At 61.8% G+C, this 24,832-nt stretch carries 25 protein-coding genes; 12 read left to right on the top strand and 13 right to left on the bottom strand.

Going from position 1 to position 24,832, the window contains the following annotated elements; genetic code table 11:
• Window positions 1-40: 40 nt before the first annotated feature.
• The gene (locus tag AAC645_RS02675; RefSeq protein ID WP_340313622.1) at window positions 41-1,372 is read right to left on the bottom strand and encodes a carbohydrate porin; all 1,332 of its coding nucleotides are present in this window, start codon (window positions 1,370-1,372) and stop codon (window positions 41-43) included.
• A gap of 3 nt (window positions 1,373-1,375) precedes the next feature.
• Window positions 1,376-2,644 (bottom strand): sugar MFS transporter, encoded by a 1,269-nt coding sequence (locus tag AAC645_RS02670; RefSeq protein WP_340313621.1) that lies wholly within the window; start codon window positions 2,642-2,644, stop codon window positions 1,376-1,378.
• A 259-nt stretch (window positions 2,645-2,903) separates the two neighbouring features.
• Between AAC645_RS02670 and AAC645_RS02665 the strand changes: the two genes are divergently transcribed.
• Window positions 2,904-3,290 carry a nuclear transport factor 2 family protein gene (locus AAC645_RS02665; RefSeq protein WP_340313620.1) on the top strand — a complete coding sequence of 129 codons (387 nt, stop codon included), beginning with the start codon at window positions 2,904-2,906 and terminating at the stop codon, window positions 3,288-3,290.
• A gap of 90 nt (window positions 3,291-3,380) precedes the next feature.
• Here AAC645_RS02665 and AAC645_RS02660 read toward each other — a convergent pair whose 3' ends face one another.
• The 3 genes from AAC645_RS02660 to egtB form a co-directional block, all read right to left on the bottom strand.
• The gene (locus AAC645_RS02660) at window positions 3,381-3,716 is read right to left on the bottom strand and encodes a hypothetical protein (protein ID WP_340313619.1); all 336 of its coding nucleotides are present in this window, start codon (window positions 3,714-3,716) and stop codon (window positions 3,381-3,383) included.
• Window positions 3,717-3,942: 226 nt separating this feature from the next.
• Window positions 3,943-4,530 carry a DNA-3-methyladenine glycosylase gene (locus AAC645_RS02655; RefSeq protein WP_340313618.1) on the bottom strand — a complete coding sequence of 196 codons (588 nt, stop codon included), beginning with the start codon at window positions 4,528-4,530 and terminating at the stop codon, window positions 3,943-3,945.
• Complete coding sequence (gene egtB, locus AAC645_RS02650) at window positions 4,527-5,852, bottom strand: ergothioneine biosynthesis protein EgtB (RefSeq protein ID WP_340313617.1); 1,326 nt, start codon at window positions 5,850-5,852, stop codon at window positions 4,527-4,529. Before egtB ends, AAC645_RS02655 begins: the two co-directional genes overlap by 4 nt.
• Before the next feature lie 425 nt (window positions 5,853-6,277).
• Between egtB and AAC645_RS02645 the strand changes: the two genes are divergently transcribed.
• From AAC645_RS02645 to AAC645_RS02635, 3 genes are all read left to right on the top strand, one after another.
• Window positions 6,278-7,648 (top strand): epoxide hydrolase family protein, encoded by a 1,371-nt coding sequence (locus tag AAC645_RS02645; RefSeq protein WP_340313616.1) that lies wholly within the window; start codon window positions 6,278-6,280, stop codon window positions 7,646-7,648.
• 122 nt (window positions 7,649-7,770) lie between these two features.
• Window positions 7,771-8,076 carry a hypothetical protein gene (locus tag AAC645_RS02640; protein ID WP_340313614.1) on the top strand — a complete coding sequence of 102 codons (306 nt, stop codon included), beginning with the start codon at window positions 7,771-7,773 and terminating at the stop codon, window positions 8,074-8,076.
• Window positions 8,073-8,738 (top strand): Dps family protein, encoded by a 666-nt coding sequence (locus tag AAC645_RS02635; protein WP_422785786.1) that lies wholly within the window; start codon window positions 8,073-8,075, stop codon window positions 8,736-8,738. Before AAC645_RS02640 ends, AAC645_RS02635 begins: the two co-directional genes overlap by 4 nt.
• A gap of 333 nt (window positions 8,739-9,071) precedes the next feature.
• On the opposite strand, the gene AAC645_RS02630 is transcribed toward AAC645_RS02635, so the two are convergent.
• Window positions 9,072-9,746 (bottom strand): sensor histidine kinase, encoded by a 675-nt coding sequence (locus AAC645_RS02630; RefSeq protein ID WP_340313613.1) that lies wholly within the window; start codon window positions 9,744-9,746, stop codon window positions 9,072-9,074.
• Between the two features lie 290 nt (window positions 9,747-10,036).
• Between AAC645_RS02630 and AAC645_RS02625 the strand changes: the two genes are divergently transcribed.
• Window positions 10,037-10,567 carry an RNA polymerase sigma factor gene (locus tag AAC645_RS02625; protein WP_340313612.1) on the top strand — a complete coding sequence of 177 codons (531 nt, stop codon included), beginning with the start codon at window positions 10,037-10,039 and terminating at the stop codon, window positions 10,565-10,567.
• 28 nt (window positions 10,568-10,595) lie between these two features.
• On the top strand, window positions 10,596-11,585 hold the full coding sequence (locus AAC645_RS02620; protein ID WP_340313611.1) for a FecR family protein: 990 nt from the start codon (window positions 10,596-10,598) through the stop codon (window positions 11,583-11,585).
• Window positions 11,586-11,594: 9 nt separating this feature from the next.
• Here AAC645_RS02620 and rpe read toward each other — a convergent pair whose 3' ends face one another.
• From rpe to AAC645_RS02595, 5 genes are all read right to left on the bottom strand, one after another.
• Window positions 11,595-12,275, bottom strand: a complete 681-nt coding sequence (gene rpe / locus AAC645_RS02615) for a ribulose-phosphate 3-epimerase (protein ID WP_340313610.1) — start codon at window positions 12,273-12,275, stop codon at window positions 11,595-11,597.
• A complete protein-coding gene (gene rpiA / locus AAC645_RS02610) occupies window positions 12,272-12,967 on the bottom strand; it encodes a ribose-5-phosphate isomerase RpiA (RefSeq protein WP_340313609.1) in 696 nt (231 codons plus the stop codon). Before rpiA ends, rpe begins: the two co-directional genes overlap by 4 nt.
• A gap of 81 nt (window positions 12,968-13,048) precedes the next feature.
• On the bottom strand, window positions 13,049-13,681 hold the full coding sequence (locus AAC645_RS02605; RefSeq protein WP_340313608.1) for a response regulator transcription factor: 633 nt from the start codon (window positions 13,679-13,681) through the stop codon (window positions 13,049-13,051).
• Window positions 13,682-13,751: 70 nt separating this feature from the next.
• The gene (locus AAC645_RS02600; RefSeq protein ID WP_340313607.1) at window positions 13,752-14,123 is read right to left on the bottom strand and encodes a response regulator transcription factor; all 372 of its coding nucleotides are present in this window, start codon (window positions 14,121-14,123) and stop codon (window positions 13,752-13,754) included.
• A gap of 558 nt (window positions 14,124-14,681) precedes the next feature.
• Window positions 14,682-17,003 carry a TonB-dependent receptor gene (locus AAC645_RS02595; RefSeq protein WP_340313606.1) on the bottom strand — a complete coding sequence of 774 codons (2,322 nt, stop codon included), beginning with the start codon at window positions 17,001-17,003 and terminating at the stop codon, window positions 14,682-14,684.
• A gap of 263 nt (window positions 17,004-17,266) precedes the next feature.
• Between AAC645_RS02595 and AAC645_RS02590 the strand changes: the two genes are divergently transcribed.
• The 6 genes from AAC645_RS02590 (at window position 17,267) to AAC645_RS02565 (ending at window position 23,618) form a co-directional block, all read left to right on the top strand.
• On the top strand, window positions 17,267-19,672 hold the full coding sequence (locus AAC645_RS02590; protein ID WP_340313605.1) for a PAS domain-containing protein: 2,406 nt from the start codon (window positions 17,267-17,269) through the stop codon (window positions 19,670-19,672).
• A 377-nt stretch (window positions 19,673-20,049) separates the two neighbouring features.
• Window positions 20,050-21,291 (top strand): hypothetical protein, encoded by a 1,242-nt coding sequence (locus AAC645_RS02585; RefSeq protein WP_340313603.1) that lies wholly within the window; start codon window positions 20,050-20,052, stop codon window positions 21,289-21,291.
• 2 nt (window positions 21,292-21,293) lie between these two features.
• Complete coding sequence (locus AAC645_RS02580) at window positions 21,294-21,908, top strand: HupE/UreJ family protein (RefSeq protein ID WP_340313690.1); 615 nt, start codon at window positions 21,294-21,296, stop codon at window positions 21,906-21,908.
• Window positions 21,905-22,390 (top strand): hypothetical protein, encoded by a 486-nt coding sequence (locus AAC645_RS02575; RefSeq protein WP_340313602.1) that lies wholly within the window; start codon window positions 21,905-21,907, stop codon window positions 22,388-22,390. Before AAC645_RS02580 ends, AAC645_RS02575 begins: the two co-directional genes overlap by 4 nt.
• Before the next feature lie 8 nt (window positions 22,391-22,398).
• Window positions 22,399-23,274 carry a DUF4198 domain-containing protein gene (locus AAC645_RS02570; protein WP_340313601.1) on the top strand — a complete coding sequence of 292 codons (876 nt, stop codon included), beginning with the start codon at window positions 22,399-22,401 and terminating at the stop codon, window positions 23,272-23,274.
• Window positions 23,271-23,618, top strand: a complete 348-nt coding sequence (locus tag AAC645_RS02565; protein WP_422785785.1) for a DUF488 domain-containing protein — start codon at window positions 23,271-23,273, stop codon at window positions 23,616-23,618. The genes AAC645_RS02570 and AAC645_RS02565 overlap by 4 nt, the downstream gene beginning before the upstream one ends.
• A 514-nt stretch (window positions 23,619-24,132) precedes the next feature.
• Here AAC645_RS02565 and AAC645_RS02560 read toward each other — a convergent pair.
• Window positions 24,133-24,540, bottom strand: a complete 408-nt coding sequence (locus AAC645_RS02560; protein ID WP_340313599.1) for a VOC family protein — start codon at window positions 24,538-24,540, stop codon at window positions 24,133-24,135.
• 52 nt (window positions 24,541-24,592) lie between these two features.
• The gene (locus AAC645_RS02555) at window positions 24,593-24,823 is read right to left on the bottom strand and encodes a tautomerase family protein (RefSeq protein ID WP_340313598.1); all 231 of its coding nucleotides are present in this window, start codon (window positions 24,821-24,823) and stop codon (window positions 24,593-24,595) included.
• Window positions 24,824-24,832 lie beyond the last annotated feature (9 nt).

The raw sequence follows: 24,832 nt of genomic DNA, 5'->3' as shown, positions 1-24,832 counted from the left end.
TGTTCATAAGCTCCGATGGCAGGGAAGGTGGGATGATCGCTCACAAGGTAAGCGAGGCCTTGATGCCAAGGACGACGACATCCTTAGCGAGCTCGAACCCACCCGGATCGACGATATATTGAACGTTGGGCCGAACGCTCAGCCAGCTGACCGCCTGGATGCGATAGGCGAGCTCGGTCGCATATTCCGCGTTCGGCCTCGGCGCGCCCGGCGTAAAGCCGAGCAGGCTGCGAGCATTCACATTGGTCCGGGCGATGGCCAATGCGAATTCGTCCTTTGGCCGTGACCGGATCAGGCCGGTATAAAAAACACCCGCCGCGATCTGATTGTCGGTCGCGGTGGTCTTGCGATCCGTCTGCGTGATATTGAGAAAGCCGACGAGCCCACGGCTCGTCCGCGGACCGCTCGGCGTCTCTTCCACCGTTCCGGTGAACTGCTGGCGAAACTGGGCGAAAAAGCCATAGCGGCCGTTCCGTCGCAAGGGCGCGAGACCGGTGACCACCCGATTGCCCCTATTGATGTCGAGCGCGACATCGTCGGCATTGGCGGTATTGTACCAGCCGCCGAAGCGGTATGCGCCCGGCAGCCCCCGCGATCCGATCTGTGGCGTGTAACCCGCTTCGAACGGGATCAGCACTCCGCTCGCGCCGTGAAAATGTCCGACCGTGAAATCCTTGTCGAGATTATGTCGGTTCACCTCATAGGCGCCAACCATCGCGTAGAGGCTGTCATGCTTGATGCGCAGCCGCGCTCCCCACTGGCTTATCGGCCAGTTGTACCAATAGTCGCCGGCGAGGTTACCCGGAGGCGACCCACAAAAGCTGAGATTTTGAAGCTCACAGGTGAAGGCGGCGAAGTCCTCGCCCTGGGTAAGCCGGCCGAACTTCAGATTGATAAGATCGCCGGCGAAGCTTTGCTGATACCAGAATTGGGTGACGCGCCAGGTATTACCGCGGCCAAAGACCTCCTGGACCTGCTGCAGGACCCCGAGGCCGGCCGCGGCGCCAAGATCCTTTCCGCGCCGATAGGTTATCGTCGCCTGAAATGTGCCGCCCGCCACACCGAGCAGCTTGTCGGTAGCGACCGTGGCTCCGAAGGTGAACTGGCCCGTCTCGCGCACCTCATTGCGTTGGCCGCCCGAGACATTCCAGGCCGATTCCGAAACATAGCCTCCCGTCAGGTCGACCCCGTCGTCGCGAAGGCGGCTCCTCAACCCGCCCCACTCGCCGGTCAGCGTGCCCGGGGTAGCGACGGACTGCCGTGCGATGATCGCGTTCGCGTCATCGGATTGTGCAGCGGGGCTTTCCGCCAGTGCGGGCGACACGAGAAGGCCGCTGAGCGCGAGGCTCTGAATAGCGAATGGAATGCGCATCGCTCAAAGCTCCACGGTCTTGCGGGCGGACCAGCCAAAGGCGGCGATGAGCGCGTAGCAGGCGACCGGGATGATCAACGCGGCGGAGATCGTCGTCGCGTCGGCGAGACCGCCAGTGATGAGCGGGACGATCGCGCCGCCGACAATGGCCATGCAGAGCAGGCCCGATGCTTCGGGCGTCTTCGCGCCCTGCCCTTCCAGAGATAGTGAGAAGATGGTCGGGAACATGATCGAGTTGAACAGGCCGACGGCGATCAGCGACCAGCCGGCGATCATGCCCGTGGTGCCCATCGAAAGCAGCACCAGCAGGCCGGCGCAGAGCGCGAAGCCCGAGAGAAGCTTTCCGGGCACGAACTGCCTTAGCAGCCACGCGCCGGCGAACCGCCCGACCATGGCACCGCCCCAGTAGAAGGACAGGCGCTCCCCAGCAGTCTGGGCGGACAGCGCCAAGGTGCCGGGCTCCTGCAGATAGCTGACCAGGACGCTGCCGATCGAGACCTCGGCGCCGACATAGACAAACAGGGCACTCGCGCCGAACAGGATGCGCGGCTGTTTCAGCAGGCTCAGGCTGTCGAAGAAGCCTACCTCCTCGGGCTTTTCGGTCGGCAGCTGGTTGCGACACGCCCAGAAGATCAGCGCGACCAGAGCCAGCACGACCGCAATCCCGAGATAGATGTGGCTGACGATCGCGGTCTCGGCGCTGCGCGCGGCAGCAGCCTCCGCCCCCGACAGGCTGGCCGGATTCACGCCGACGGCTGTCTGCAAGATCAGTTGCGCGCCTATATATGGCCAGATCGTCGTCCCGAGCGAATTGAACGCTTGCGCGAAGGTCAGGCGACTGCTCGCACTGGAAGCATCCCCCAGTGTCGCGATGAGGGGGTTGGCCGCAACTTGCAGGATGGTGATGCCTCCCGCCAGGACGAAGAGTGCGATCAGGAACGGCCAATAGGCGCCCGAACCGGAGGCCGGCCAGAACAACAGCGCGCCAAAGGCCATGATGCCAAGGCCCACGACCAAGCCGCGGACATAGCCCAGGCGCGAGATCAGCGTCCCGGCGGGGACCGACACCAGAAAATAGGCGGCGAAAAAGGCGAACTGGGTCAGCATCACCTCGGCGTAGCTGAGCGAGAACAGCCCCTTCAGCTTAGGTATTAGCACGTCGTTCAGGCTGGTCGCGCCGCCCCAGATGAAAAACAGGCCCACGACCAGCCAGACTAGCGACTGCGTTCCAAGCGATGTCGCGCTGCCGTATTTCTTTATAGAGCTCGCCATAAGACACTCCGCTTTTAAACCCCAATCACAGGTGATCATCAGTCACCTGCGGATTTTCTTGCGCAGTGAAGAAAGCTAAATTTATACAATGTGGCAATTATACGGAAGGATCATATACAAAAATATACCACACTACAGTAACACTATTATACGATGATGTAGATACATGAAACTCATTACTCGGTATAACAGGGCATTTGACCTGGACTTTGAATTAAATGCTTTGCCAGACGGCAAGCAATGTGAACGGAAGGCTGCAATGGATGACGGAGATGCGCGCTCGGCGCTAAAGCGACATTGGGCCGCCTCGGATGCGAGTGATTTCGAGGCCGAACATGCGATCTACCGCGAGGACGCGGTGCTGGAATATCCGCAATCCGGCGAGAGAATCAGAGGCCGCGCCAATATCCAGGAGAGCCGGCGCGTACAGCCGAACAACAAGCGCTTTTCGGTGCGGCGAATCATCGGCGCGGGCGAGCTATGGATCACCGAATTCATCCTCAGCTATGACGGCAAGCCATCCTATGTGGTCAGCATCATGGAGTTCAGCGGCGGATCGGTGGTCCGGGAAACGCAATATTTCGGCGACGGGTTCGATCCCGGCGCGTCGCGCGCCCATCTCGTGGAGAGGATCAGTGCAGGTTAGACAGGCGCGCGATCCAGGCCACAGGGCCGCAACGCGCGGGCAGCCACGATGCGCAGGCTCCCCTTTCGCAAGTCACCGCGCTGCCGCGTTTCAGGAAGTGTCACGCGACCCTCGATCCGGACAGTGGCAGGCGTTCCCGTCCTCTTCCATGCGCAGGAAGACCGCCCGTTCCTCTGCCGCCGGCATCTCTGGGGTGATGATGATATGGCCGATCCTAGAGACGGATAGCCATCGCTTGTCATCCGGTGCCACGAAGATCTTTGCCGTGATGATTGCCTGTTGGCCGTCTCGCCGCCGCGCGCCGAAGGCGCGCGCGATGGAATAGGCACCCTGCGGCCAGGCGGCGCGGACAGCGCGCTCACACCGCACGTCGGCAATGGCCGGCGTCGCGTGATGCCCGTCAGGCGGCATCAGCATCGCGCTCATACGCACCTCGGTACCCTCCCAACCGCGAAAACCAGGCCCCATGCCACAGATGGAAGAGTAGACATGATGGTCGCCGCAACCCGATAGCGTCAGGCACAGCAGCAGCCAGATTCCCGTCGATGACCTCGGCATTTTTCACCTCTGCAATTTCGTGTCGAACAAAGCGCCCGCGGATCGCCTTAGGCCAGCATCATCGAGGCGTTCACCGCCAGGGACTTACAACCACTCAGACGGGCCGACTGAGGAAGCGCGATCCGGTCAGGCAGAAGCGCCACGGGGTTTCCACACCGCGATTGATTCCGATCCGTGGACCAGCGGTGACCGTGCGCGCCTCCCCGTCGTCCCGCAGTTCGAACGGCGCCTGGTCGAGCGGGGTCCCATCGAACTGGCCATCGACCCCGAGTGCCTGGCAAAGTCGGCCAGGTCCGGAGCAAAGAAGACGCGTTGCGGCGACACCACGGCGTTCGGCCATAAGGTCGAGGCGGACGCCGGGCTCCAGCGCCCGGATGAGGACTCCACTGCCGGGAAGGCAGACGAAGTTCAGGCACCAGTGAATCCCATGGCTTCGATAGACATAGGCATGGCCCGGCGGCCCGAACATGGTGGCGTTCCGGCGGGTCGGGCCGCGGAAGCAATGCGACGCTGGGTCATCTGCATCATAGGCCTCGGTCTCGACGATCATCCCGCCGACATGGTCGACCATAAGCATCACCCCGATCAGCCCGGGGGCGACAATCTCGGCTTTTCGGGCAAAGAAGCTCAGCGCCATTCGCTCGGCGCTCCCGCCCGGCTGCAGGTCAACCGACGGCATCATCCGTCCTCGGCAAGCCGCACGCCGGAGAATTGCCAACGGGCATCGGCGGGAAAGAAGTTCCGGTAGCTTGGCCGGACATGTCCGGCGGGCGTCGCGCACGAACCGCCGCGCAGCACGAACTGACCCGACATGAATTTTCCATTATATTCCCCGACCGCGCCGGCGGCCGGCTGAAACCGCGGATAGGGCGCGAAGGCGCTTGAGGTCCATTCCCAGACATCGCCGAACATTTGACGAAGAGACCCTTCGCTGTTGCCGAGAGGTTGCGGCGCCAGAAAGCCGGCTTCGGCAAAATTGCCCGTCGCGGGCACCGATGGCGCAGCGTTTTCCCATTCGAATTCGGTAGGCAGACGCTTGCCCGACCATCGGGCGAAGGCATCCGCCTCGAACAGGCTGACATGCGCAACGGGTGAGTCAGGATCGACCGGACGCGGCCCCGCCAGGGTCATGGTGGTCCAGCCGTCGGCGGCCTTCTCCCAATAATGCGGTGCATCCCATTGTCGCGCCTGGACCGCGGCCCAGCCCTCGGACAGCCATAGCAACGGCTCGCGATATCCCCCGTCGACGATGAACTCCGCCCATTCTCGATTGGTCACAAGGCGATCGGCGAGTCGATAATCTTCCAGCCACACCCGGTGGCGAGGCCCCTCGCAGTCGAAGCCAAAGCCTTCGCCCGCATGCCCGATTTCGGAGCAGCCCCCGGAAAAGGCGATGAAGCGGACGGGGATGGGTCTGACACGGCGCACGGCGACGGGCAACCGATCGTCAAAGACCGGCTTCATCGGATTACTCGCGAAGAGATGCAATATGTCCGTCAGCAACAATTCCTGATGCTGCTGCTCATGGTGGCACCCCAACGCCAGAAGACCGGCGAGCCGAACGTCCAGCCCTTCTGTGCAGAGGGTTTCGATACCGCGATCGACATGGGACCGGTAGGCTAGGATCACTTCCAGCGAAGGGCGTGTCAGTAGGCCGCGCTGCGCACGCGAATGGCGCTCGCCAAACGACTCATAATAGGAATTGAACAGGGTTCCGAAGTTGCGGTCGAACGTCCGGTATCCGGGCAGACGCGGCTCGAGGATAAACGCCTCGAAAAACCAGGAGCTGTGAGCGAGATGCCATTTGGCAGGGCTGGCATCGGGCATCGACTGCGCAGTGGCGTCACCATCGCTCAGGCGGGAGGCCAGGAGATTGGTCCGCTCGCGGATAGCGGCATAGAATGCAGCCGGACGACTGTCGGGTGCGACTTTGCGCCCGGCTGCCCAGCCTCCGTCGATCGGCACGGCCTTCGAAAACCGGTCCTCACTCGACAGCTGATGCATGCGCCTTCTCCTCACGCTCCACCGCGATGGCCGACCACGGCAACGCAACAGGACTGTCGGCTCGGGCGGAAGATGAACCAAATGTCGAAGATGCCAATTGCACGTTGGTATCGACTCGCGGCGAGCCATTGTACCAAAGTATCCCCACACCTTAGTACAATAGCCACCGGCTGCTTCGATATCCAAATTGGTATGTAACAGTTAATGATGGAAATTTACGAGTCGGGGTACAGTACTGACGCGGGTGATCGAAAATCTGCAGATACTTTTGAAAGATGGATTTTGTCTTGGGTTCGGACAGCGGGTGATCGCTTTACCGAGCCCAGGGACGCGGACGGGCCCGCCCCCTCTCCCCTCCGTCCGCGTCCCCCTCTTCTCAGCCACCCGTGAGGGAACGGAAAGTTTCCGCATAAGGAGAATTGGCCATGTCCAGAATCCATTCGCCGATCGGCAGGCGCGATTTCCTGATCAGGTCCGCGGTAGCTGGTACGGTTGGAGCGGTACTGCCCGCTGCCGCGGCGCCGGCCCAAATGGCGTCGATCACTCGAAACAGGGCGCCGAGCCCCGGATTGGCAACTGCGGCGCTGTTCGGCGCTTCTGTCGCAGCCGGGGCGACCGGCGATCCGTCGATCCGGCCATTCCATTTCCGCGCATCAGACGCAGCTTTGGAGGATCTCCGGACGCGGGTTGCCGCGACCAAATGGCCGGACCAGGAGATTGTCGCGGACGCGTCGCAAGGCGTGCAGCTGTCGACGATGCGCCAGCTCGCCCGTGCTTGGCAGAGCAGCTATGATTGGCGGCGTGTCGAAGCGAGACTGAACGCGCTACCGCAATTCGTCACCGAGATCGATGGCGAGGACATTCACTTCATCCACGTCCGGTCGAAGCACAAGAAGGCGCTGCCGGTCGTCATCACGCATGGCTGGCCGGGCTCGATCATCGAGCAGATGAAAGTCATCGAGCCGCTGACAGATCCAACGGCTTTTGGCGGGACCGCCGCCGACGCGTTCGACGTCATAATCCCTTCGCTGCCGGGGCATGGTTTTTCGTCAAAGCCGCGGACGAGAGGGTGGGACCCGATCCGGGTTGCCGGCGCCTGGATCATATTGATGCAGCGCCTAGGCTATACGCGCTATGTCGCGCAGGGCGGCGACTGGGGTAATGCCGTCACCGAGCAGATGGCGGTGAAGAAGCCGGCTGAGCTGCTGGCGATCCATACCAATATGCCGGCCACGGTACCGGACGACATCGCGGCGATCCTCCAGTCCGGCGGCCCGGCGCCTGCCGGGCTGTCGGCTGAGGAGACATATGCGTTCGATCAGCTGGCCTTCTTCTACAAACATGGGTTGGCGTACGCCCAGGAAATGGGAAACCGCCCGCAGACGCTCTATGCGCTCGAGGATTCTCCCATTGGCCTCGCTGCGTGGATGCTTGACCATGACACCCGGAGCTATGAACTCATTCGGCGTGTGTTCAGCGGAAAACCGGAAGGGTTGAGCCAGGACGATGTCCTCGACAACGTCACGCTCTACTGGCTGACCAATACGGCGGTTTCGTCGGCGCGGCTCTATTGGGAAAGCAAGCTCGCTTTCTTCGCACCCAAGCATCTCGACATTCCGGTCGCGGTGTCCGCCTTTCCGGACGAGATCTACACGGCGCCGCGCAGCTGGAGCGAGAAGGCCTACCCCAGGCTCATTCACTATAACCGGATGGAGCGGGGCGGCCATTTCGCCGCATGGGAACAGCCGCAAGCCTTTTGCGAGGAACTTCGCGCAAGTTTTCAATCGCTGCGCTGAGGACGGCGCGAGGCAATGAACCTCGGTAGTCGCGCGCGGGGCCGGCTGACGATGCCGTGACACTGCCAATCAAAGGCGCTGCCCCGCCGAGGAAGTCCGATCCAAGCCAAGAGGAGGTACCGATGCGTTTGCAGAACTTTGTTTCCAAACCCTGGGCGGGGGCCGCGCGTATGAGTTTCGTGATCGCCCTGGGCTCCTGCGCGTCCGCGATCTTGGCGCAAAGCCTTTCACCAGCCGTAAATGCCCATGTTGACGTTCAAGTTGCAGCGTCCAGCGGGCGTCCAGCCGCGACAGATGGTCATCGCATGATAAGGATCATTCCGGCCATCAATGGTCAGGCGTTCATCGATATTCCGCTGCCCGAGAAGGTTGCGATCACCCACGCGACAAGCGCTTCCCCCTCCGCATATGGCAACGATACGCGGTGATCAGCGGGAACGACCCTGAAAGCGAATGTCCAACACCGCAGGTCCGTAAATTTCGAGCGGAGATGCCTGACGGCCGAAACGAGGTCGCCCAAGCCAAATTTGAGATCGGCCAGATGGTCGAGCCGAAGAGGAGAATGATCGTGAACGAAGAGCAGGTCAGATTGCGGCGCGCCGCGCCACTGCATACGCCTACAGTCCTCGGGGCGAACTCAACGCTCGACATCGGCGCCGCCTTGACGACGCTCCTGGCGGACGCGTTCGCGCTCTACGTGAAGACCAAGAATTTTCATTGGCACATGTCGGGGCCGCATTTTCGCGACTTTCACTTGATGCTGGATGAGCAGGCGGCACAAATTTTCGATACGCTCGATGCCATTGCCGAGCGCGGTCGCAAGATCGGCGCGACGACGATACGGTCGATCGGCCAGATCGCGCGTTTGCAGCGCCTCGCGGACAATAATGCGGATTTCGTTACGCCAGAAGATATGCTGAGCGAACTTCGGGAGGACAATATGCAGGTTGCCGCCGCCATGCGCGCGGTGCACGATCTGTGCGAGGAAGAGCGGGACGTGGCGACGGCCAGCTTGCTCGAGGTCTGGATCGACGAAGCCGAGCGGCGGATCTGGTTTCTGTTCGAGGCAACCCGACGCAGCATCGCATAGACGCAATGGACGGGAGCAGCGAAATGCAGGCCAGAACAGGCAAGCGCGGCGCAAGGAGCGCCGAGGTATTGCTTGCGTCGGATATGCCGGAGAGCACGCTTCACAGCGAAGCGGGGCGTGATGACCGAGCTGCGATCGAGGTTCAGCTGGATGTGGCGCTCGACGGATCCTATCCTGCGAGCGATCCGGTCTCGACATTACGCTGTGATTAGCCCTCACGCGCGGCGCGAGCCGGCAGCGTGTGAGGCGCACGACCTTCATACCAATCGCGGTAGCCGCCGTCGGGCTGGTTGACGTCGATTGGCGTCAGCACTGCATTGAGCGCGCGCCCGATCATTGCATGCTGTGCCGAAGAGGAATCTGGAAAATGACCTCCGTGCCCGTCGGCCCGCTTCGACGATTGACTGTGCCTTCGAGCCGCTGCGCAAGCTTGGCGATGATGCTCCAGCCGCCGCCGCTGGTCCGTTGTGCAGGAGCGGCCACAACGCCGACGCCGTTGTCCGCAACCGACACGATGAGCTTATCCTCAGTCGCGCGAAGACTTACCACGACAAGACCCGGGCGTCCGTCGGCAAAGGCATGTTTGAAAACGTTGGTCAGCAATTCGGAAACAACCACGCAGATCGTCCAGGCGGTCTTTTCGTCGACGATGACATCATCGGCCCCCAAGGTAAGATGTATGCCCCGTGGCGCCGCGATCGTCTCAGCCTTCGCCAGGCAAAGCGTCTCGAGCCTTTGATTGAGGGTCCCATGCGCACGCGCCGGGTTGAGGATATAATGGACCTCCTCGAACTTCTCGAACCGGGCAATGGCCTGGTCGAGCATCGCCGTTGGATCCGACATATCGTCGAACGCTCGCCGCGCTATGCGCAGTGCTGCCAAAGCCACCATGAGTTCGTTTCCGACCCGGTGGTTCAGCTCATGAAACATGAGCCACGCGCCTTCGTCCTCGAGACTTCTGCCTTTGCGATCAGACAGTTCCAACATGGCATGTTCCTTGGTTGTCATGAGCTTCCCCGGCATTTTCTGCAGCTCGTACGCCGCCGGATTCGACGAAGCCAAATCCGAGTGCGCTTCGGTTTACCGACAGCATGAGGCCTCGAACTTCGAGGTTGCGGACAATCTGACCAGGAAGGTTGGGAAGCTCTACTGTACGAACGTATCAATGATACTATCGTACAATTCGCCTAGACCAATTCCATCAACCGCGGGACCGGACGATGATGACCGATGTTCGATCAGGATGATGTCGTCTCCCGCTTGGCGTTCGACGTAAACTTGTGAGAGTAAAGCAATGGATGGGAAGCGGTGAGTCGAACAGCAATTGCACGACACTTGCCGACGCGGCCGGACCGGTGCGGCGCTGGCTCACCGCCTATTTTCGACGGCACATACGAAATCATGATGAAGTGGACGACCTCGTCCAGGACGTTTTCACCCGCGTCGTCGCCCGGGACAGCGTCGAGCCCATCGGGCATCTCGGCGGCTATATCCTCCGGACGGCGACGAGCGTCCTCGCAGACCGCGCTCGCCGTCGCGCGGTCCGCCACGCAGACCTGCATGTCGTTCTGGACGTGGAGCAGCACGGGGACGAGGGGATCGACCCCGAGCGGATCTTGCGCGGAAAGGAGAATCTGCACGCGGCGACCGCCGCGCTGCTCTCGTTGCCCGAGCGGACGCGTACGGTCTTTGTCTTGCGACGGCTCGAAGGCTGCAGCCACAAAGAAATCGCCTCGCAGTTGGGTATTTCGATCAGTGCGGTCGAAAAGCACATGATCCGGGCCGTCCACCATCTCAGTACGGAAATGGAAAAACGCGATGCTTCGTGAGGCGCTCACCGGCGGGCGCTTGCGCGCGATGGCGCCCGACGAGGTCGCCGCCTATTTCGTCACGCACCGGGTGGATGGCCTGACTGCCAGCGAGCAGAATCTGCTTACCGATTGGCTGGCTGAGGACCCGCGGCATGCCCAGGCGCTCGATCGTGCCGAAGGCGCCTGGCGCAGCCTCGATGGCGCGGACAACGACGAGATACTGACAGCCATGCGCGCCCATGCACGTCAGGTTCGACCGGAGCGCCGGACAGGCTGGCAGCGGGGTGTTGCCGTCGCGGCCACCCTCCTGCTGTTTGTCACCGCAAGCGTTCTGCTCCTTCCGTCACTCCGCTCGATCGTGACCGGGCGAGGCTCCGGGGGGATCCAGGTGGCGTGGACGCAATACGTATCGGCGCATGGTCAGGTCCGGGACATCAAGCTCCCAGACGGTAGTACGATGACACTTGACGCGGACAGCAGTGCTGAGGCCCGTTTCGCCGACGGACGGCGCGCCATCCGGCTGCTCCGCGGGCGCGGATTTTTTGATGTGGCCAAGGATCAGACGCGACCCTTTGACGTGACCGCGGCGAGCCGGCGGGTCGTGGCGCTCGGCACGCGCTTCGAAGTCGATCTTGGTGCCGACGCCTTGCGGGTAGCCCTGCTTCGAGGAAAGGTTGCGGTCGAACCGCTCGGAAGCGGGGCGCGGACCGTCGTCCTGACCCCCGGGCAGCAATTTACCGAGAAAGACGGCGCGGCATCGGTCCGATCGCTAGAAGCCTCAAACGGGCAGGACGAGCCCGCTTGGCGCCGCGGCCTTCTCGACCTCGACGACACGCCGCTCGACCAGGCGGCGGCGATGTTCAATCGCTATGGGCGCGACCAGATCGTCATCCACGATCCCACCGCCGCCGGGATGCGCGTCTCGGGCCAATTTCGCGCGACTGACGCCGAACGCTTTGCGAGCACCGTGGGGGAGATTCTCCCGATACGGGTGGCACGTCGTGGACATTCCATCGAGCTGGCAGCCGCGCGATAGCGGTCGGTGCTAACGGGGAGTTTCCTGCGCCGCCGATCGCATTGCGAGGATCGCCGCAGCATAGTCGTTCATCCCGAAAATGGCGGTGCCGGCGACGATCACGTCGGCGCCGGCCTCGACCGAGCTACGCACGGTTTCCGTGCCTTGCCCGCCATCCACCTCGATGTGCGGATCGAGGCCGCGCTCATTGCACAGGCGGCGCAAGGCGGCGATCTTCGGCAACATCTCGGGGAGGAAAGCCTGGCCACCGAAGCCCGGATTCACCGTCATCACCAATATGACGTCGACCAGGTGCAGGACATGCTCGATCCAGGCGATCGGCGTCGCCGGATCGATTACTACCCCCGGCCGGCAACCGAGCTCGCGGACGGTACTGAGCACGCGATGCAAGTGGACGGTCGAACCCGGCTCGGCCTGGACCAGGAGGTGATCGGCGCCGGCATCGCGGTAGCGTTCGAGCAACCGTTCGGGCTCGACAACCATCAGGTGCACATTGAGCGGCTTGTTGGTGCTGCGCCGGATTGCCTTCACGATTGCGGGCCCGAAGGACATTTCGGGCACGAAACGGCCATCCATGATGTCGACATGGATCCAGTCTGCGCCAGCCAAGTCGACCGTGCGCACCTCGTCGCCGAGGCGGGCGAAATCCGCCGCCAGCAGCGATGGAGCGATTTTGAGCGCGCGGCTCATGCTCGCGCCGGCCTGTCCGAACGGATCACGCCGTCGGTGACGCCAAGGAAAAGTGTGTCGATTTCTTCCCTAAAAATTCCATGGCCGAGCAGACCAGGGATAGAGGACAGGGTAGCCGCGAGGTTCGAGGGATCGTCGATCCTGCCGAACGCGCAATCGATCACCAGATTGCCTTGATCGGTACGGTAGGGTTTGTTCCTGCCTCCACGCAGCCGCGGTACGGCCCCGATCGTCCGCAGCGCAGCCAAGACAAAGCCGTGCCCAAAGGGAACTACCTCTACGGGAACGGGCGCCGCGCCGAGACGATCGACCTTTTTTGACACATCGGCGATGGCGATCATCCGATCGGCGGCGCTCGCAACGATCTTTTCGCGGAGCATCGCACCGCCGGCACCCTTGATCGCCTGAAAGGAACCATCGATCTCGTCGACCCCATCAATCGCAAGGTCAACCCGGTCCATCCGGTCGAATGCGACCAGCGTGATGCCCGCCGCCCTTGCGGCTCGATCTGTGCGATTGGACGTCGCCACGGCCACTACTCGCAGGCCCTCTCGAGAGCGGCGAGCCAACTCCGCGATAGCATAGTCTATGGTGCTGCCCGTGCCCAATCCGATCATCATGCCGTCCTCGATCTCGGCTACGGCGGCTTCGGCGGCGGCGCGTTTTTGGCGCTCGACTTCAGCCGGCCTCATCGGCTTCGCTCCGTTGCAACGAGCAGATCATTCACCGAAACCATTCCTCTAACCGTTGCGGCATTCGCGCGGCCACGATTGTCAGATCTGTTCAGGTGGATCGCCCAGTCGAAGTCTAACACTCATCCGCACCAACTCCGCAAGCGAGCGGACCCGCATCTTCCCCATCACCCGTCCACGATGGACCTTTACGGTAATCTCGCTGATGCCGAGTTCGAAGCCGACTTGCTTGTTCAGCAGCCCGGACACCACCAGAGCCATGACTTCCTTTTCCCTCGGGCTGAGGGAATCGTGGCATTCGCGCATAACCCGCAGCTCGGCAGCCTGGCCGAGTGCCTCGCGGCTGCGTTCGATCGCACCCTCGACGGCGGCCAGCAACGCGTCGTCGCTGACAGGCTTTGTGAGAAACTCGACGGCACCCGCCTTCATGGCCCGAACCGACATCGGCACGTCGCCGTATCCGGTGATGAAGATGATCGGCATGTCGCCACGCTCCCGGACAAGGCGGGTCTGCAGGTCGAGACCGCTGAGACCGGGCAAACTCACATCGAGCACGAGACACGAGGGGCCTAGTGAGGCTGGGCAGCTCAGGAAATCCTGCGCCGAGGCAAAGGTCCGCGCTTCCCAGCCCACCGCTTGCATGAGAGCCTCGAGTGACTCACGTACCGATATGTCGTCATCGACGATGAACACGGTTGATGCGCGGTCCGGCATTACGGACATCCTCATCGAATGGCTCGATGCCAGAATATCCTCGTTCGCAAGAAAATGCATGGCTTTCTCCTCACGATTTGGCGAGCGCGGCGTTCACGGCCTCCAGAAGCGCAATCTCGCTGAACGGTTTGAGCAGGTAGGCAACAGCCCCAAGCGCGAGGACGCTCGACCTCACGGCCTCGTCTGAAAGAGACGTGATGAAGACGATTGGAATGGGCATCTTCCGCCGAACGAGCTCCAACTGCAGCGCAGGTCCCGACATACCGGGCATCGCAACGTCCAGGAGAAGGCACCCCGTCCGGTCAGGTGCGCCCGACGCGAGGAACTCCTCCGCAGAAGAGAAAGCCGCGACCTCGAATCCGAACGAACGGAGCAGGTCAGGCAGGGATTCGCGTATCGATTCGTCATCGTCGACGATCGATAAAAGGCCCCGGTTCACCATTCCCCATTCCCCGTGATGCGATCCCCACCCAAAGCCGCAGCGGCCGGCGTCCCGCACCGACCGTGCGGCCGGGATATCGGGCCAGCGCGCGAAGGAGGTAGTGCGTACAGGAAGTCTGAACCGATGGTGCCGCTACGGAAAAAACTGCGGCCGCATGCGACGTGGGCGCGCTCTGTCATCCGCCCAGTCACGACAATATCTACGTAGCTAATCCGCGAGGCTGCCCCCCGCGGCGCCACCAGATCCTTGCTGGTGAAAGCGGTCGGCAGCGTACACATCCGCCGGCACCTCCCTCGTTGGACCATCTTCGGCTCGAGCAGGTTAGGAGGGTGAAAATCGGTCGGCAATCAGACCTTGGTGTCATAGGCTGCTTGAAAGCCGCCAGGTCGGAGGGCCATCAATTGTCGCGCATTTTGGTGGATCATGCGGTTTGGCGTCGGCAGGCTCCCCTTCGATCGTATCGATCATCGCCCGTTTCACAGGCATCCGCCGAGGACGCCTTCGGCTCGCTCCGGCCCAGTTTGAACTTGGCGCTCCGGTCCTTCCGCCAAGTGTCCCTCACAGCCGCGTCGATGCACTTACTCCGTAGGTAGCGGGTTGCCCGACAAAACGGGAGATCGCATCCCCGCCCGCGAAGACGTTCGTCCAATAATATTTGTCGGTCACATTCTTGCCCCAGATCCACAGACGGTATCGCCCGTTGCCAGACTTCACGCCGACACGCAGATCGAGCAGCGCATACGCATCGATCTGCATGATCTTGAGTGCCCCGATGCCGGCATAGGTCTTGCTATTGAAGGTAAGCGAACCACCTACGAACGCCCTGAGCTCCCCCGGCACCGGAAACTCGTAGTCCAAATTGGTGATCGATTGCCAAGTTGGTGAAAATGGAAACGGCGTGCCTGATTGATCCGCAAAATTGGCAAGGCCATCAAAGCCGGTGAAGCGGTCAATGTTCGTGTGGACATAGGTGGCCGACGTATCGAGGGTCAGGCCTTCAATTGGTCTCGCCATGAGCTGAGCTTCCGCTCCCACGACGTGCGATCGCGGGATCGAGACCAGAGCTTCGAGCGGTCCGAAGCTCGGGTCCAACTCCGCGCCTCGCAGCTGCTTGCCCCTGTAAACATAATAGAAGCCAGCTGCATTGATCTGCAGATGGCGGTCGAACATGCTGGCCTTGGTGCCGATCTCATATGCGAGGAGCGATTCTTGCCGCACCGGCGTGAACTGCGAGACGGTGGCGGCTCCAAGGACGGGCACGGCTCCCGCCTTATAGCCCTTGCTGATATTGGCGTAGAGCAAGAAGCCCGGACGCTGGGTCCAGTCCACGCCGATCCGCCACGACACGCTGTCCTGATTCAACCTGCTGTGGACGTTGCCCACGGGCTGTTGCCCGTTGGCCGTATCGATGACGTAGCAGTCGCCAATCCGGGTTGGCGGCTGTGCTCCGCCACGAAAAATATTCCAGAACCGCGCGAAGGGATCGGTCGTAGCGATAGCGCAGTTGTCGAACGTCCGCTCGTCCTCGTTGTAGCGCACCGCGCCCTCGACACTGAGCCGGTCGCTGACGCTATATTGAAGCCGCCCGAAGGCGGCAAAGGTGCTCGATCGAAGATGGCTTGTGAACATCGTCGAGTCGGCGATCGCCAGCGGGTCCACGGCCTGCAGAATATGGCTGACGCTATTGTCCGTGGTGAAATCCACAGGATTGTCGCTTGTGGTCTCATGCTCGACATTCCCGCCGATCAGCCAGAGCAGTCCGCCGATCAACGCGGTTGCGCGCAATTCCTCGAAATAGGAGGACACTTTGCCACCACGATCGACAATTTCCGTGTTGTGAAACGGCGTGCCGTCCGGGTCCTGTCCATAATTCATGCGGAACCGGGCGGCAGAGGTCAGCGACGTGAGGGTGACGCCGCTATTGAGCCGCAGGTCGTTTCTCCAACTGAACTGATAGAAATTGGTATTGCTGGCATAGGGGAAGCTCTTGTTGGAACCTTGAACAAGGGGCGCCCAATCGGCGGCACGAGGGCGCGTGACGATGGGAAAGGCCGCCAACCCGGGCGACAAGGCCGGAATGGTGATGTGGGGGCTGATAAACTGGGCGGCTTCGCTGTCGGACCCGTCATGCGTCACTGTCAGGGTGAGCCGCGAGTCGACTGATGGGCTCGGATGCCAATCGAGCGTTGCTCGCGCCTGCAGCTCTTCGACCCGGCCCAGACGATCACCCGGCCGCGTAATGCTTCGCTGCCACCGGTCGCCGTGGCGGCCCTGCAATGCGACGCGGAAGCTCAGACGATCATTGAGCGGTCCGCCAACGAAGCCGCCGATCTGCCAACGGTTGAAATTGCCGTAACTCGCGTCAACTCCAGCGGCAAAGGATGTGGGAGGCCGGGCGGCGATATAGTTTACCGCACCTCCGGTAGCATTTTCGCCGAACAGCGTTCCCTGCGGCCCTTTAAGGACCTCGACACGTGCCAGATCGAAGGCGGCGAGCTTCGTCATGGCCGGATAGGGCAGCGGCGCCTCGTCGACATAAACGGTCACCGCAGCCGGCGTGGCCAGGTCACTGTTGAAGAAACCGACTCCCCGAAGGGTGAATGAGGTCGAGTTAAATGCACTATACTGGATGGTGAGGCCAGGAACGAGCCGCGTCAGATCTGCAACCCCGTTGATTCCGCGCGCTTGAAGCAAGTCACCGGTTGCAGTCGTGATAGACATGCTGACCGTATTCGTGGCCTGCTCCTGCTTCTGGGCCGTTACCACGATCTCGGTGATGTCCGACATCGGTTGTGCATGTGCCATGCTCGGCATTACGAGCGCGAGCACTGCAACATGGCATAACGAATACCAAATGCGTTTTGATGCGCTCGTGATCATGCCGCGCCCCCGCCGTAGGTTGCCAAGCGATCTTAAAGGTATTCGGTACTCGTCCGGCTGGGCTATAGCACGTTAGTGTTAGTTCGTCTTCCAATTGAGAATTTTGCCTGTTCCCGCGCTCACTTGTCGTGCGCGGGCGGTAGTGAACCTCAGTTCGAGGTAGGAGACGGCAAAAAAACGGCTCGTGAACGCTTCGTGTCCCGGGCGTGGCATCGACAACGCGATGTACTTAAGGCTTGGTGGGCGGCGGAGGCACGGCAACCATGCATGATGACGGAAATGCGAATTCGGATATCGACATCGGAATGTTGGTGGATGCCCTTCCCGGATTGGTCTGGACCACCCAGGCCGACGGCAGGTGTGACTTCGTCAACCGCATCTGGCGCGAGTATACAGGCCTAGCTCTGGATGAAGCGGTCGACCACGGATGGAAGACCGCCATTCACCCCGACGACCTGACGTCGTTCATGGAATCCTGGGAGCTCATCAAGGAAACGGGCGAGGTCAGGGAGCTAGATGGCCGACTTCGAAGGTTCGACGGGGAGTATCGCTGGCTCACACTACGCCCTTCGCCCTTTCGAGAAGGAGCCGGCACGCAGCAACGATGGTGTTGGCTTGCCCTGGTTGCCGACGAGACTCCGATGGAGCCTGATGCCCGTTTGTGCCGCTTCATGGATATGTTGCCGATCCAGGTGGGGTTTGTGAGTCCGGCGGGCGTTACGGAATTCAGCAACCGCCAAGCTCTCGCCGATTACGATATGACGCTCGAAGAGTTGCAGCAGTGGACAACTTCCGGGGCAATCCATCCCGATGACCAGGCGACCGTCTACGATGCGGTCGAGCGGCTGCTGAAAAAGGGGAAAGACTACGACCTGCATCATCGCATGCTGCAGAAAGGGGAGTATCGCTGGCTGCGTGCGATGGCGGCGCCCTGTCGTGACGCGCATGGCAACGTTGTCCGTTATGTGTCACTCCAGCTTGACGTCGACGACCTAAAACATGCAGAAAATCTGCTGGCCGCTGAAGTAAAGCTGCTCGAGATGGTGGCGCGAGATAAGCCGCTACCACAAATTCTTGATACCATCAGTCGGGTTATCGAGGATCTGTGCGGCAATTGCTTTTGCAGCATTCTCACCGTCGGGCCGGACAGGAATTACTTTCAGGTCGGCGCCGGCTCCAGCATGCCGGCCGGTTATAGTGATCTCCTTGATGGCCGCTTTATCGATCAGAATGACAATCCATATTCGCTGGCGATAACCGATAAAACTCCTGTCATCTCTGCTGACCTCGTTCACGATTCGCGCTGGGCAGGATCGGCGTGGTCACATTTGATGAAGTCCATCGGCTTCGCCTCTTGCTGGGCCATGCCAATCACATCCAGTTCGGGCGAAGCCTCCGGTACATTCGCAATCTATCGGCACCAACCCGTTGGCCCGACGTCCCGGGACCAAGAACTCGTCGATCGCTTCACGAAGATTGCCGGGATCGCAATTGATCGGGTTCAGGCTGACGCCGCGCTGCTGGCAAGTGAAGGGGAGCTGCGGGCGGCCCTGGCCCAACTCTCCCAAGGCGAACGCCTCAGCAAGACAGGCAGCTTCACCGCGGACATCCAGCTGGATCAGCATCACTGGTCGGATGAATTCTACCGCATCTTTGAAATTAATCCCACCACGCGCCCAAAGGCCCAGGCTGTCCGCGACCGCGTTCATGCTGATGACCTGGAGTTCTTCGATACCGAGTTTCGGCGTGGAATGGAGGGCCTCGATTCCGACTTCACGTTCCGCATCGTCACGCCAGGAGCCGGAGTAAAGCATTTGCGGCGGGTCGCCCGCTTGATGGGTTATGATGCGGGACGGCCGAAGATCATGGGTGCTGTTCAGGACATCACGGCGAATAAACTGGCGGAAGAGGCGCTCAATCAAGTTCGATCGGAGTTGGCCCACGTCGCCCGGGTCGCGACGCTGAACGCGATGACCGCTTCCATCGCGCACGAAGTCAGTCAGCCGCTATCGGGAATTCTGACCAATGCCAGCACCGGTCTCAGGATGCTCGCTGCCGACCCGCCCAATCTCGCCGGCGTCGCCGAGACAGCGAAGAGGACGATCAGAGACGCCAATCGTGCCACGGAGGTCATCAAGCGTCTGCGAGCGATGTTCGCCAAGAGCGCACCCACCAAGGATATGATAGACCTGAACGACACGGCCCGGGAGCTCATCGCCCTTTCATCGGGCGAGCTGCAGCGTGGCCGGGTCGTGCTGCACACGTATCTCGCGGAGGACCTTCCTCATGTTGTAGGCGATCGCGTCCAACTTCAGCAGGTCATCCTGAATCTGCTCCTGAATGCGGCCGACGCCATGGCCGGCATCGAGGATCGGTCGAAGGCGCTGCAGGTTCGAACAGAGCTGCTAGACGACGGGAATGTCCAGCTCATAGTTCAGGACTCCGGCGTCGGATTGGATGAAGCCGCCCTCGAAAGGCTGTTCGACCCGTTCTACACTACCAAGGCACACGGCATGGGGGTCGGTCTTTCGATCAGCCGCTCGATCGTCGAGAGCCACGAAGGCCAGTTGTGGGCAACGAACAATGAGGGGGCGGGTGCGACGTTCGGCTTCCGGCTGCCTCGCGCAGCCAAGGATGCGTCGACCATCGGCGGCGAACGGCCCACATAACGATTTCCGGCACGCCCCCTGAACGGGAAACCCGACAAAGCCCTAAGATAGCGGGCCGGCGAGCAACGAGACGTTCCGACAAAAAACGCGGACACAGACTTGCTCTCAAAAAAGCTACCGCGCGCTTGTTTGCCTACGCTCGACCCATCTGCTGACAAAATCACCGTGGAGGTCGATCGATCCACTTCGAGCCGAAAGCAGAGGCGTGGCTGAGATTCCTCGCTGATTCAATTTGGTGGCCGCGGCCCTTCCAAACTGCGGTTATTGTACGAAGGTATTGGCGAAACCTTCGTGCAATAGATCAAGCCTCCCCTTCCGGCCTAACCCCCACCGACCACGGGGCTCGGCTAGCGAATGCCACGGAAGGGAACGCTCACATGCAGCAACAACGATCATCGCTCGCCAGGCTTGTGGTGGCCGCGGTCCTGGGAATAGCCATGGCCGTTGGCGGCACCGCGCCGGCCTGGAGTTCGGATCACTTCGATTCCCCGGCCATGACGGCCAACCCCCAGGCGGACATAGCCGACATCTACGCATGGACGACGCCGGCGGAGCATCGCTTGAATCTGGTCATGACCGTGGTCGGTCACAGCTTTTCGGACAGGCTCCGCTATGGGTTCCATATCGACAGCGGCAAGGCTTTCGGTCGCACGACCGCATCCACGACGATCACGTGCAGCTTTCCAGAGCCGAAATTGGCGGACTGCCGACTGGGCACCGTGGATTCGGTGCGAGGGGATGCCAGCAAAACGGATGGCATCGCCGGTCGCCATCACCGATTCCGCGTCTTCGCCGGATTACGGGATGACCCGTTCTACAACAACATCAAGGGTTCGATGGGGGCCTATGGCGCAGCGGCCGCTGCGGTAAAGACCGGCGCGACCGCCGTCGACGGAGCGGGGTGCGCGCTGCTCGATCCCGCTACCGTTCGCGAGGTCGCCGAGCAATGGCGGCATACGGACGGTGGCCCCGGAACCAACCTGCTGGCCAACTGGACGGCCTCGGCGATCGTGATCTCGGTTGACCTCGTCGTCGTGTCGCGGGGCGGCCCGATCCTGGCAGTGTGGGGAGTGACATCGACCTCGAACCGGGTGCTCGACCGGATGGCGCGGCCATTTGTGGCGAATACGCTGCTGGGCGATGCCCCATTCTCGGCCGACGAGCCGAGCGGAGCCGAACGGGAGGCGTTCAATAGCGTCGGCAAGGCCGGCGAGCCGCATTATGCGGCGCTGATCGAAAAGTCGCTGGCCTTTCAGGACAGCCTCGACGGCAAGTGCGGCAATCAGCTGCTCGCGGACAAGGCATCGGCCTCGCCTGCGCGCTATCAGGCGCTTGCCCGGATGTTCGCCGACGACAGGCTGTGGGTCAACAGCGCCGCGCCCGTCTGCGATCAGTTATTTGCCGTGGAGCTTGCCGCCCTAGCGCGGCTGGACGCTTATGGTCGCGATTGCGGTGGGCGGTCTCCGGTCCTGGACATGCCCAATATGTGGCGCTCGCTGCTCGTCACCGGCACCACACAAGATACCCCGTGGGACGGGCTGCGCGGTGATGAACACCCACCCTCGGCGGCGGTCTTTCCGTTTCTCGCCCCCCCCGATCCGCATGGCGTCGACCATTGACGATGGCGCCGCTCGATCGAGATGGCAGAGCGCTGATCGCGACTGCCATGGCGAGCGTCATCGCGCTGGTGCCGGGGTCCGCCGAGGCGCATGCGGGAACCGGACTGCCCGGCGGTTTTGCATCGGGCTTCCTGCATCCGCTGAGCGGCTCCGATCATCTGCTGGCCATGGTTTCCGTAGGCCTTTGGGGCGCATTTCTCGGTCGGCCGTTGATCTATGTCCTCCCGGTGATCTTCCCCGCGGTCATGGCCGGAGGGGCCGTGATCGGGATGGTGGGGGTGCCGCTGCCGCCGGTAGAGACGGGAATCGCGCTATCTGTCCTGGTTCTCGGCGCCTGCATCGCGCTGGCGATCAAGGCGCCGGTCTGGGCGGCGGCTCTCATCGTGGCCATCTTCGCGCTGTTCCACGGCTATGCACATGGCAAGGAGCTGCCATCCGCCGCGGATCCCGTCGCCTATAGCGCGGGCTTCGTTCTGGGGACGGGGCTGCTGCACGTGCTGGGTATCGGCATTGGAGCATTGAACCGCTATCATTGGGGCGTCGTTGTGACCCGCGTGGCGGGTGGCCTGATCGCGGTCACCGGGTGCTGGTTCTTATATGTGGCGGTTTCGCCATGAGAGGCGGCGCTCTGCCGCCCGCCTTGCTGCTCGCATCGCTTGCCCTCGCTCTTGCTTTCGAGGCGCCGCGGATCCGGATTTGGAGCCTCGTCGCGCTCGCCGGGACGCTTGCTGCGCTGTCCTGGATGCCGCCGCCGCGCGATTGGCTGGAGATCGCCTTCCTGGGATGCTGGACAAGCATGGCGGGGACCGCCGCGGCGGTCCATTTGCCGCGCGGCCTTGGGTTGGCCGGCAGCGTGACGCTCTCGATCAATGCCGGCCTTTGGGCCAGCGCCGTGGTGGGGCTGGCTGGGAGCCCGCCCGACATTTTGAAGGCGCTCGCCGCCCTACTCCTGATGCTCCCGGCCCGCTGGCTGATCGCGCGGCGCGGAGCGATCGCGGTCAAGGTGGCGTCGAGTTGGCTCATCGCGATCGCTGTCCTCGCTGGGGCCCTCCCCTTCCTGTCCGTCACCCCGGGATATCTTCCCGATCATCTCGAATAGGAGCCACTATGGATCAGGATCAGTCAAACCGGCCGGAACGGAGGAGACTTGCCCGGATGCTCATGTCGGTGCTGGCCTGTGCTGGCACATCGGTCAGCGCGCACGACTTCTGGGTTCAGCCGAACGCCTATTGGATTTCGCCGACGGCCGTTACCGCCATGACCTTGCAGGTGGGGCATGGCCCTGCCCGGCAGCGCTCGCCCATTCCACTGGCCCGGATCCTCCGGTTCGAAGCCTTTGGCCCCGACGGGAAGAAAATCGATCTGAAGGGAGGGTTGCAGTTGGGCGGGACGTCGGAGGACGGCGACTTCGTTCTCCGAAAGCCCGGCGCCCATGTCATCGTCCTTCAGACCGACGATGGCGCCCAGACGCATCTGCCGTCGCTCCGGTTCAACGATTATCTCAAGGCCGAGGGCCTGACACCAGCGCTCCGGCAACGCACCCGTCTGGGTCGAATGGATCGGGATGGATCGGAGAATTACAGTCGTTGCGCGAAATCGCTCCTGCAGGTCGGCCAGGCGGAGCTGGCCGGCCAACAACAGGTCACGCATCCGGTGGGCTTGCCGCTCGAGATCGTGCCCGATCGCAGCCCCTATGCGACGCCAGCCTCGACGAGCTTCCCCGTGCGGGTTTTCTATCAGGGCCGGCCGCTGACGGGAGCCCTTGTGAAGCTGACCCGTCTGGAGGACGACGCCACCCCGTTTGAGACGCGGGTCACGGACCGAGCCGGACGAGCCATATTCACCATGCCATCCGGCGACTCCTGGCTGCTCAATGTCATATGGACGAGAGTTCAGCCAAGTTCGGCGGAAACGGATTTCGAAACGACATTCTCGAGCCTGAGCTTTGGCTTCCCGACGAGCCATGCGCCCCGCAGGTCGTGAATGCCGACCGATGCGCCGATGGAATGTCCGACCAAAGATGGCGGCGGCTGAAGATGACAGAGTTGGATAAAATGGTTCGAATCAAGCGGATCTACGAGGCCAGGGCGGATGATGATGGTCTGCGCGTGCTGGTGGATCGGCTTTGGCCGAGGGGCAAAAGCAAGGCCGAGGCGGCTCTCGACCTGTGGCTCAAGGAGGTAGCGCCGAGCACCGAATTGCGTAGGTGGTTCGCCCATCGGCCCGATCGATGGGATGCGTTTCAGCAGCGATATCTCCTGGAGCTTTCAATGTCCGCAACGCCGAAACTGCGCGCGCTGGCAGGCGCCCCCGTCACCTTGCTCTAGCGTCGAGCCCGAATGAGTGAGGCGTGTCCCGGAGCGACCGCTTTTGGGATCGGCGGCAGACCAGTCGAACCGCTGAATTGAGGCGTCTTGCTGCCTGGAAGGCGTCGAACGTGCGAATAACCGGTTTTGGCATGAGGCGCCGTTCCAGCAGCCGAGGCCAAACGGCGTAAGTTGGTCGGCAGCCGCCGGTCGGCTACGCGCCTCATATCGGACATTCTGCGCCGATACCGACAATCAGAAATCTCCCATCCATTCAGCTGTTGGTGTTTGGTTTTTAATCGCTAAACCTCCGGGGGTCGTATTCCGAAGCGCAAGCTGCCTGATCTGGCCATCGCGATCCGTGATCCGTGATTTGATTGCACGGTCGTCTGGGCGCTCGCCGTGGAGATCACGTTGGGCGAGGCGACGTTTTAGCTGTTGGCGATCGCGTAAATCAGAAAACCTCGACTAACTATTATATTGGTGCTCTCACTTCTTGGAAACAGCCGTTCGCCGGCGGGCATTTTTCCGCTGATCACGTTCGCGGTGTCGCGAACTCCACTCTCACGCCGCCGGGAATCGCACAGATGAAATGGCGAGCCTGCGATCCCTCGCGTACCGGCCCCGGAGCGAATTCTATTTCGACGCCGGGATGATGGCGCACTTTGTCGTAGAGCATATCGAGCGCAGCATCGTCCGCGACGCCAAGTGCCAGATGATGGAGCCCGATATTCATCTTGCGATCAAAATGGACAGCATGCGTTGGATCGACGATCCGCCATAACGTCAGCAGGGCCGTCCCGTCGGACACGAACACTGCCGGATAACTCGGCACCTGACCCGCGACGTGCCAGCCGAGCGTATCGCAGAAGAATGCTCGTGCGGTCTCCACATCGGGTACGGTAAGTCCCACATGGTGAAAACCGAGGGTCATTGCGGTCATATCCATTCTCCAGTCTAAGGCATCGAATAAGTTGATCCAACGGGCGCTAATCTCAGGGCCGATGACCTCCTGCCCGATAGTCTGGGACGGAGAGGCCGCCGCGTCCCCAATCTTCCAGCTCGATCTCCTGGAATATGACGAAAGTATCGTTGGGATCTTTTCCCAGCACCTCCCGAAGTAGATCCGAGACACCTTTGTAGAGCAAGTCCTTCTGCTCCGCAGTGGTGCGGTCAGTACCCTTTGCCGTGCCCTCGCGGGTCACTTGAATGGTCACGATGGGCATCGCTTCCCT

This window comes from Rhizorhabdus argentea (assembly GCF_037861105.1).
In the GTDB taxonomy this organism is placed as follows: domain Bacteria; phylum Pseudomonadota; class Alphaproteobacteria; order Sphingomonadales; family Sphingomonadaceae; genus Rhizorhabdus; species Rhizorhabdus argentea.
Note: the sequence above shows the minus strand (reverse complement) of the source record. Positions and strands in the feature narration are given on the sequence as shown.

What these genes read in the sequence shown, in the direction of transcription:
- AAC645_RS02585 (WP_340313603.1), top strand. Translation starts at nt 20,050, where the DNA reads ATGCAGCAACAACGATCATCGCTCGCCAGGCTTGTGGTGGCCGCGGTC.
- AAC645_RS02625 (WP_340313612.1), top strand. Translation starts at nt 10,037, where the DNA reads ATGGGAAGCGGTGAGTCGAACAGCAATTGCACGACACTTGCCGACGCG.
- rpiA (WP_340313609.1), bottom strand. Translation starts at nt 12,967, where the DNA reads ATGAGGCCGGCTGAAGTCGAGCGCCAAAAACGCGCCGCCGCCGAAGCC.
- AAC645_RS02555 (WP_340313598.1), bottom strand. Translation starts at nt 24,823, where the DNA reads ATGCCCATCGTGACCATTCAAGTGACCCGCGAGGGCACGGCAAAGGGT.
- AAC645_RS02620 (WP_340313611.1), top strand. Translation starts at nt 10,596, where the DNA reads ATGGCGCCCGACGAGGTCGCCGCCTATTTCGTCACGCACCGGGTGGAT.
- AAC645_RS02570 (WP_340313601.1), top strand. Translation starts at nt 22,399, where the DNA reads ATGGATCAGGATCAGTCAAACCGGCCGGAACGGAGGAGACTTGCCCGG.
- AAC645_RS02560 (WP_340313599.1), bottom strand. Translation starts at nt 24,540, where the DNA reads ATGACCGCAATGACCCTCGGTTTTCACCATGTGGGACTTACCGTACCC.
- AAC645_RS02640 (WP_340313614.1), top strand. Translation starts at nt 7,771, where the DNA reads ATGCGTTTGCAGAACTTTGTTTCCAAACCCTGGGCGGGGGCCGCGCGT.
- AAC645_RS02575 (WP_340313602.1), top strand. Translation starts at nt 21,905, where the DNA reads ATGAGAGGCGGCGCTCTGCCGCCCGCCTTGCTGCTCGCATCGCTTGCC.
- AAC645_RS02630 (WP_340313613.1), bottom strand. Translation starts at nt 9,746, where the DNA reads ATGACAACCAAGGAACATGCCATGTTGGAACTGTCTGATCGCAAAGGC.
- AAC645_RS02605 (WP_340313608.1), bottom strand. Translation starts at nt 13,681, where the DNA reads ATGCCGGACCGCGCATCAACCGTGTTCATCGTCGATGACGACATATCG.
- AAC645_RS02655 (WP_340313618.1), bottom strand. Translation starts at nt 4,530, where the DNA reads ATGATGCCGTCGGTTGACCTGCAGCCGGGCGGGAGCGCCGAGCGAATG.
- AAC645_RS02595 (WP_340313606.1), bottom strand. Translation starts at nt 17,003, where the DNA reads ATGATCACGAGCGCATCAAAACGCATTTGGTATTCGTTATGCCATGTT.
- AAC645_RS02600 (WP_340313607.1), bottom strand. Translation starts at nt 14,123, where the DNA reads ATGGTGAACCGGGGCCTTTTATCGATCGTCGACGATGACGAATCGATA.
- AAC645_RS02580 (WP_340313690.1), top strand. Translation starts at nt 21,294, where the DNA reads ATGGCGCCGCTCGATCGAGATGGCAGAGCGCTGATCGCGACTGCCATG.
- AAC645_RS02675 (WP_340313622.1), bottom strand. Translation starts at nt 1,372, where the DNA reads ATGCGCATTCCATTCGCTATTCAGAGCCTCGCGCTCAGCGGCCTTCTC.
- AAC645_RS02670 (WP_340313621.1), bottom strand. Translation starts at nt 2,644, where the DNA reads ATGGCGAGCTCTATAAAGAAATACGGCAGCGCGACATCGCTTGGAACG.
- egtB (WP_340313617.1), bottom strand. Translation starts at nt 5,852, where the DNA reads ATGCATCAGCTGTCGAGTGAGGACCGGTTTTCGAAGGCCGTGCCGATC.
- AAC645_RS02645 (WP_340313616.1), top strand. Translation starts at nt 6,278, where the DNA reads ATGTCCAGAATCCATTCGCCGATCGGCAGGCGCGATTTCCTGATCAGG.
- AAC645_RS02665 (WP_340313620.1), top strand. Translation starts at nt 2,904, where the DNA reads ATGGATGACGGAGATGCGCGCTCGGCGCTAAAGCGACATTGGGCCGCC.
- AAC645_RS02660 (WP_340313619.1), bottom strand. Translation starts at nt 3,716, where the DNA reads ATGAGCGCGATGCTGATGCCGCCTGACGGGCATCACGCGACGCCGGCC.
- AAC645_RS02590 (WP_340313605.1), top strand. Translation starts at nt 17,267, where the DNA reads ATGCATGATGACGGAAATGCGAATTCGGATATCGACATCGGAATGTTG.
- rpe (WP_340313610.1), bottom strand. Translation starts at nt 12,275, where the DNA reads ATGAGCCGCGCGCTCAAAATCGCTCCATCGCTGCTGGCGGCGGATTTC.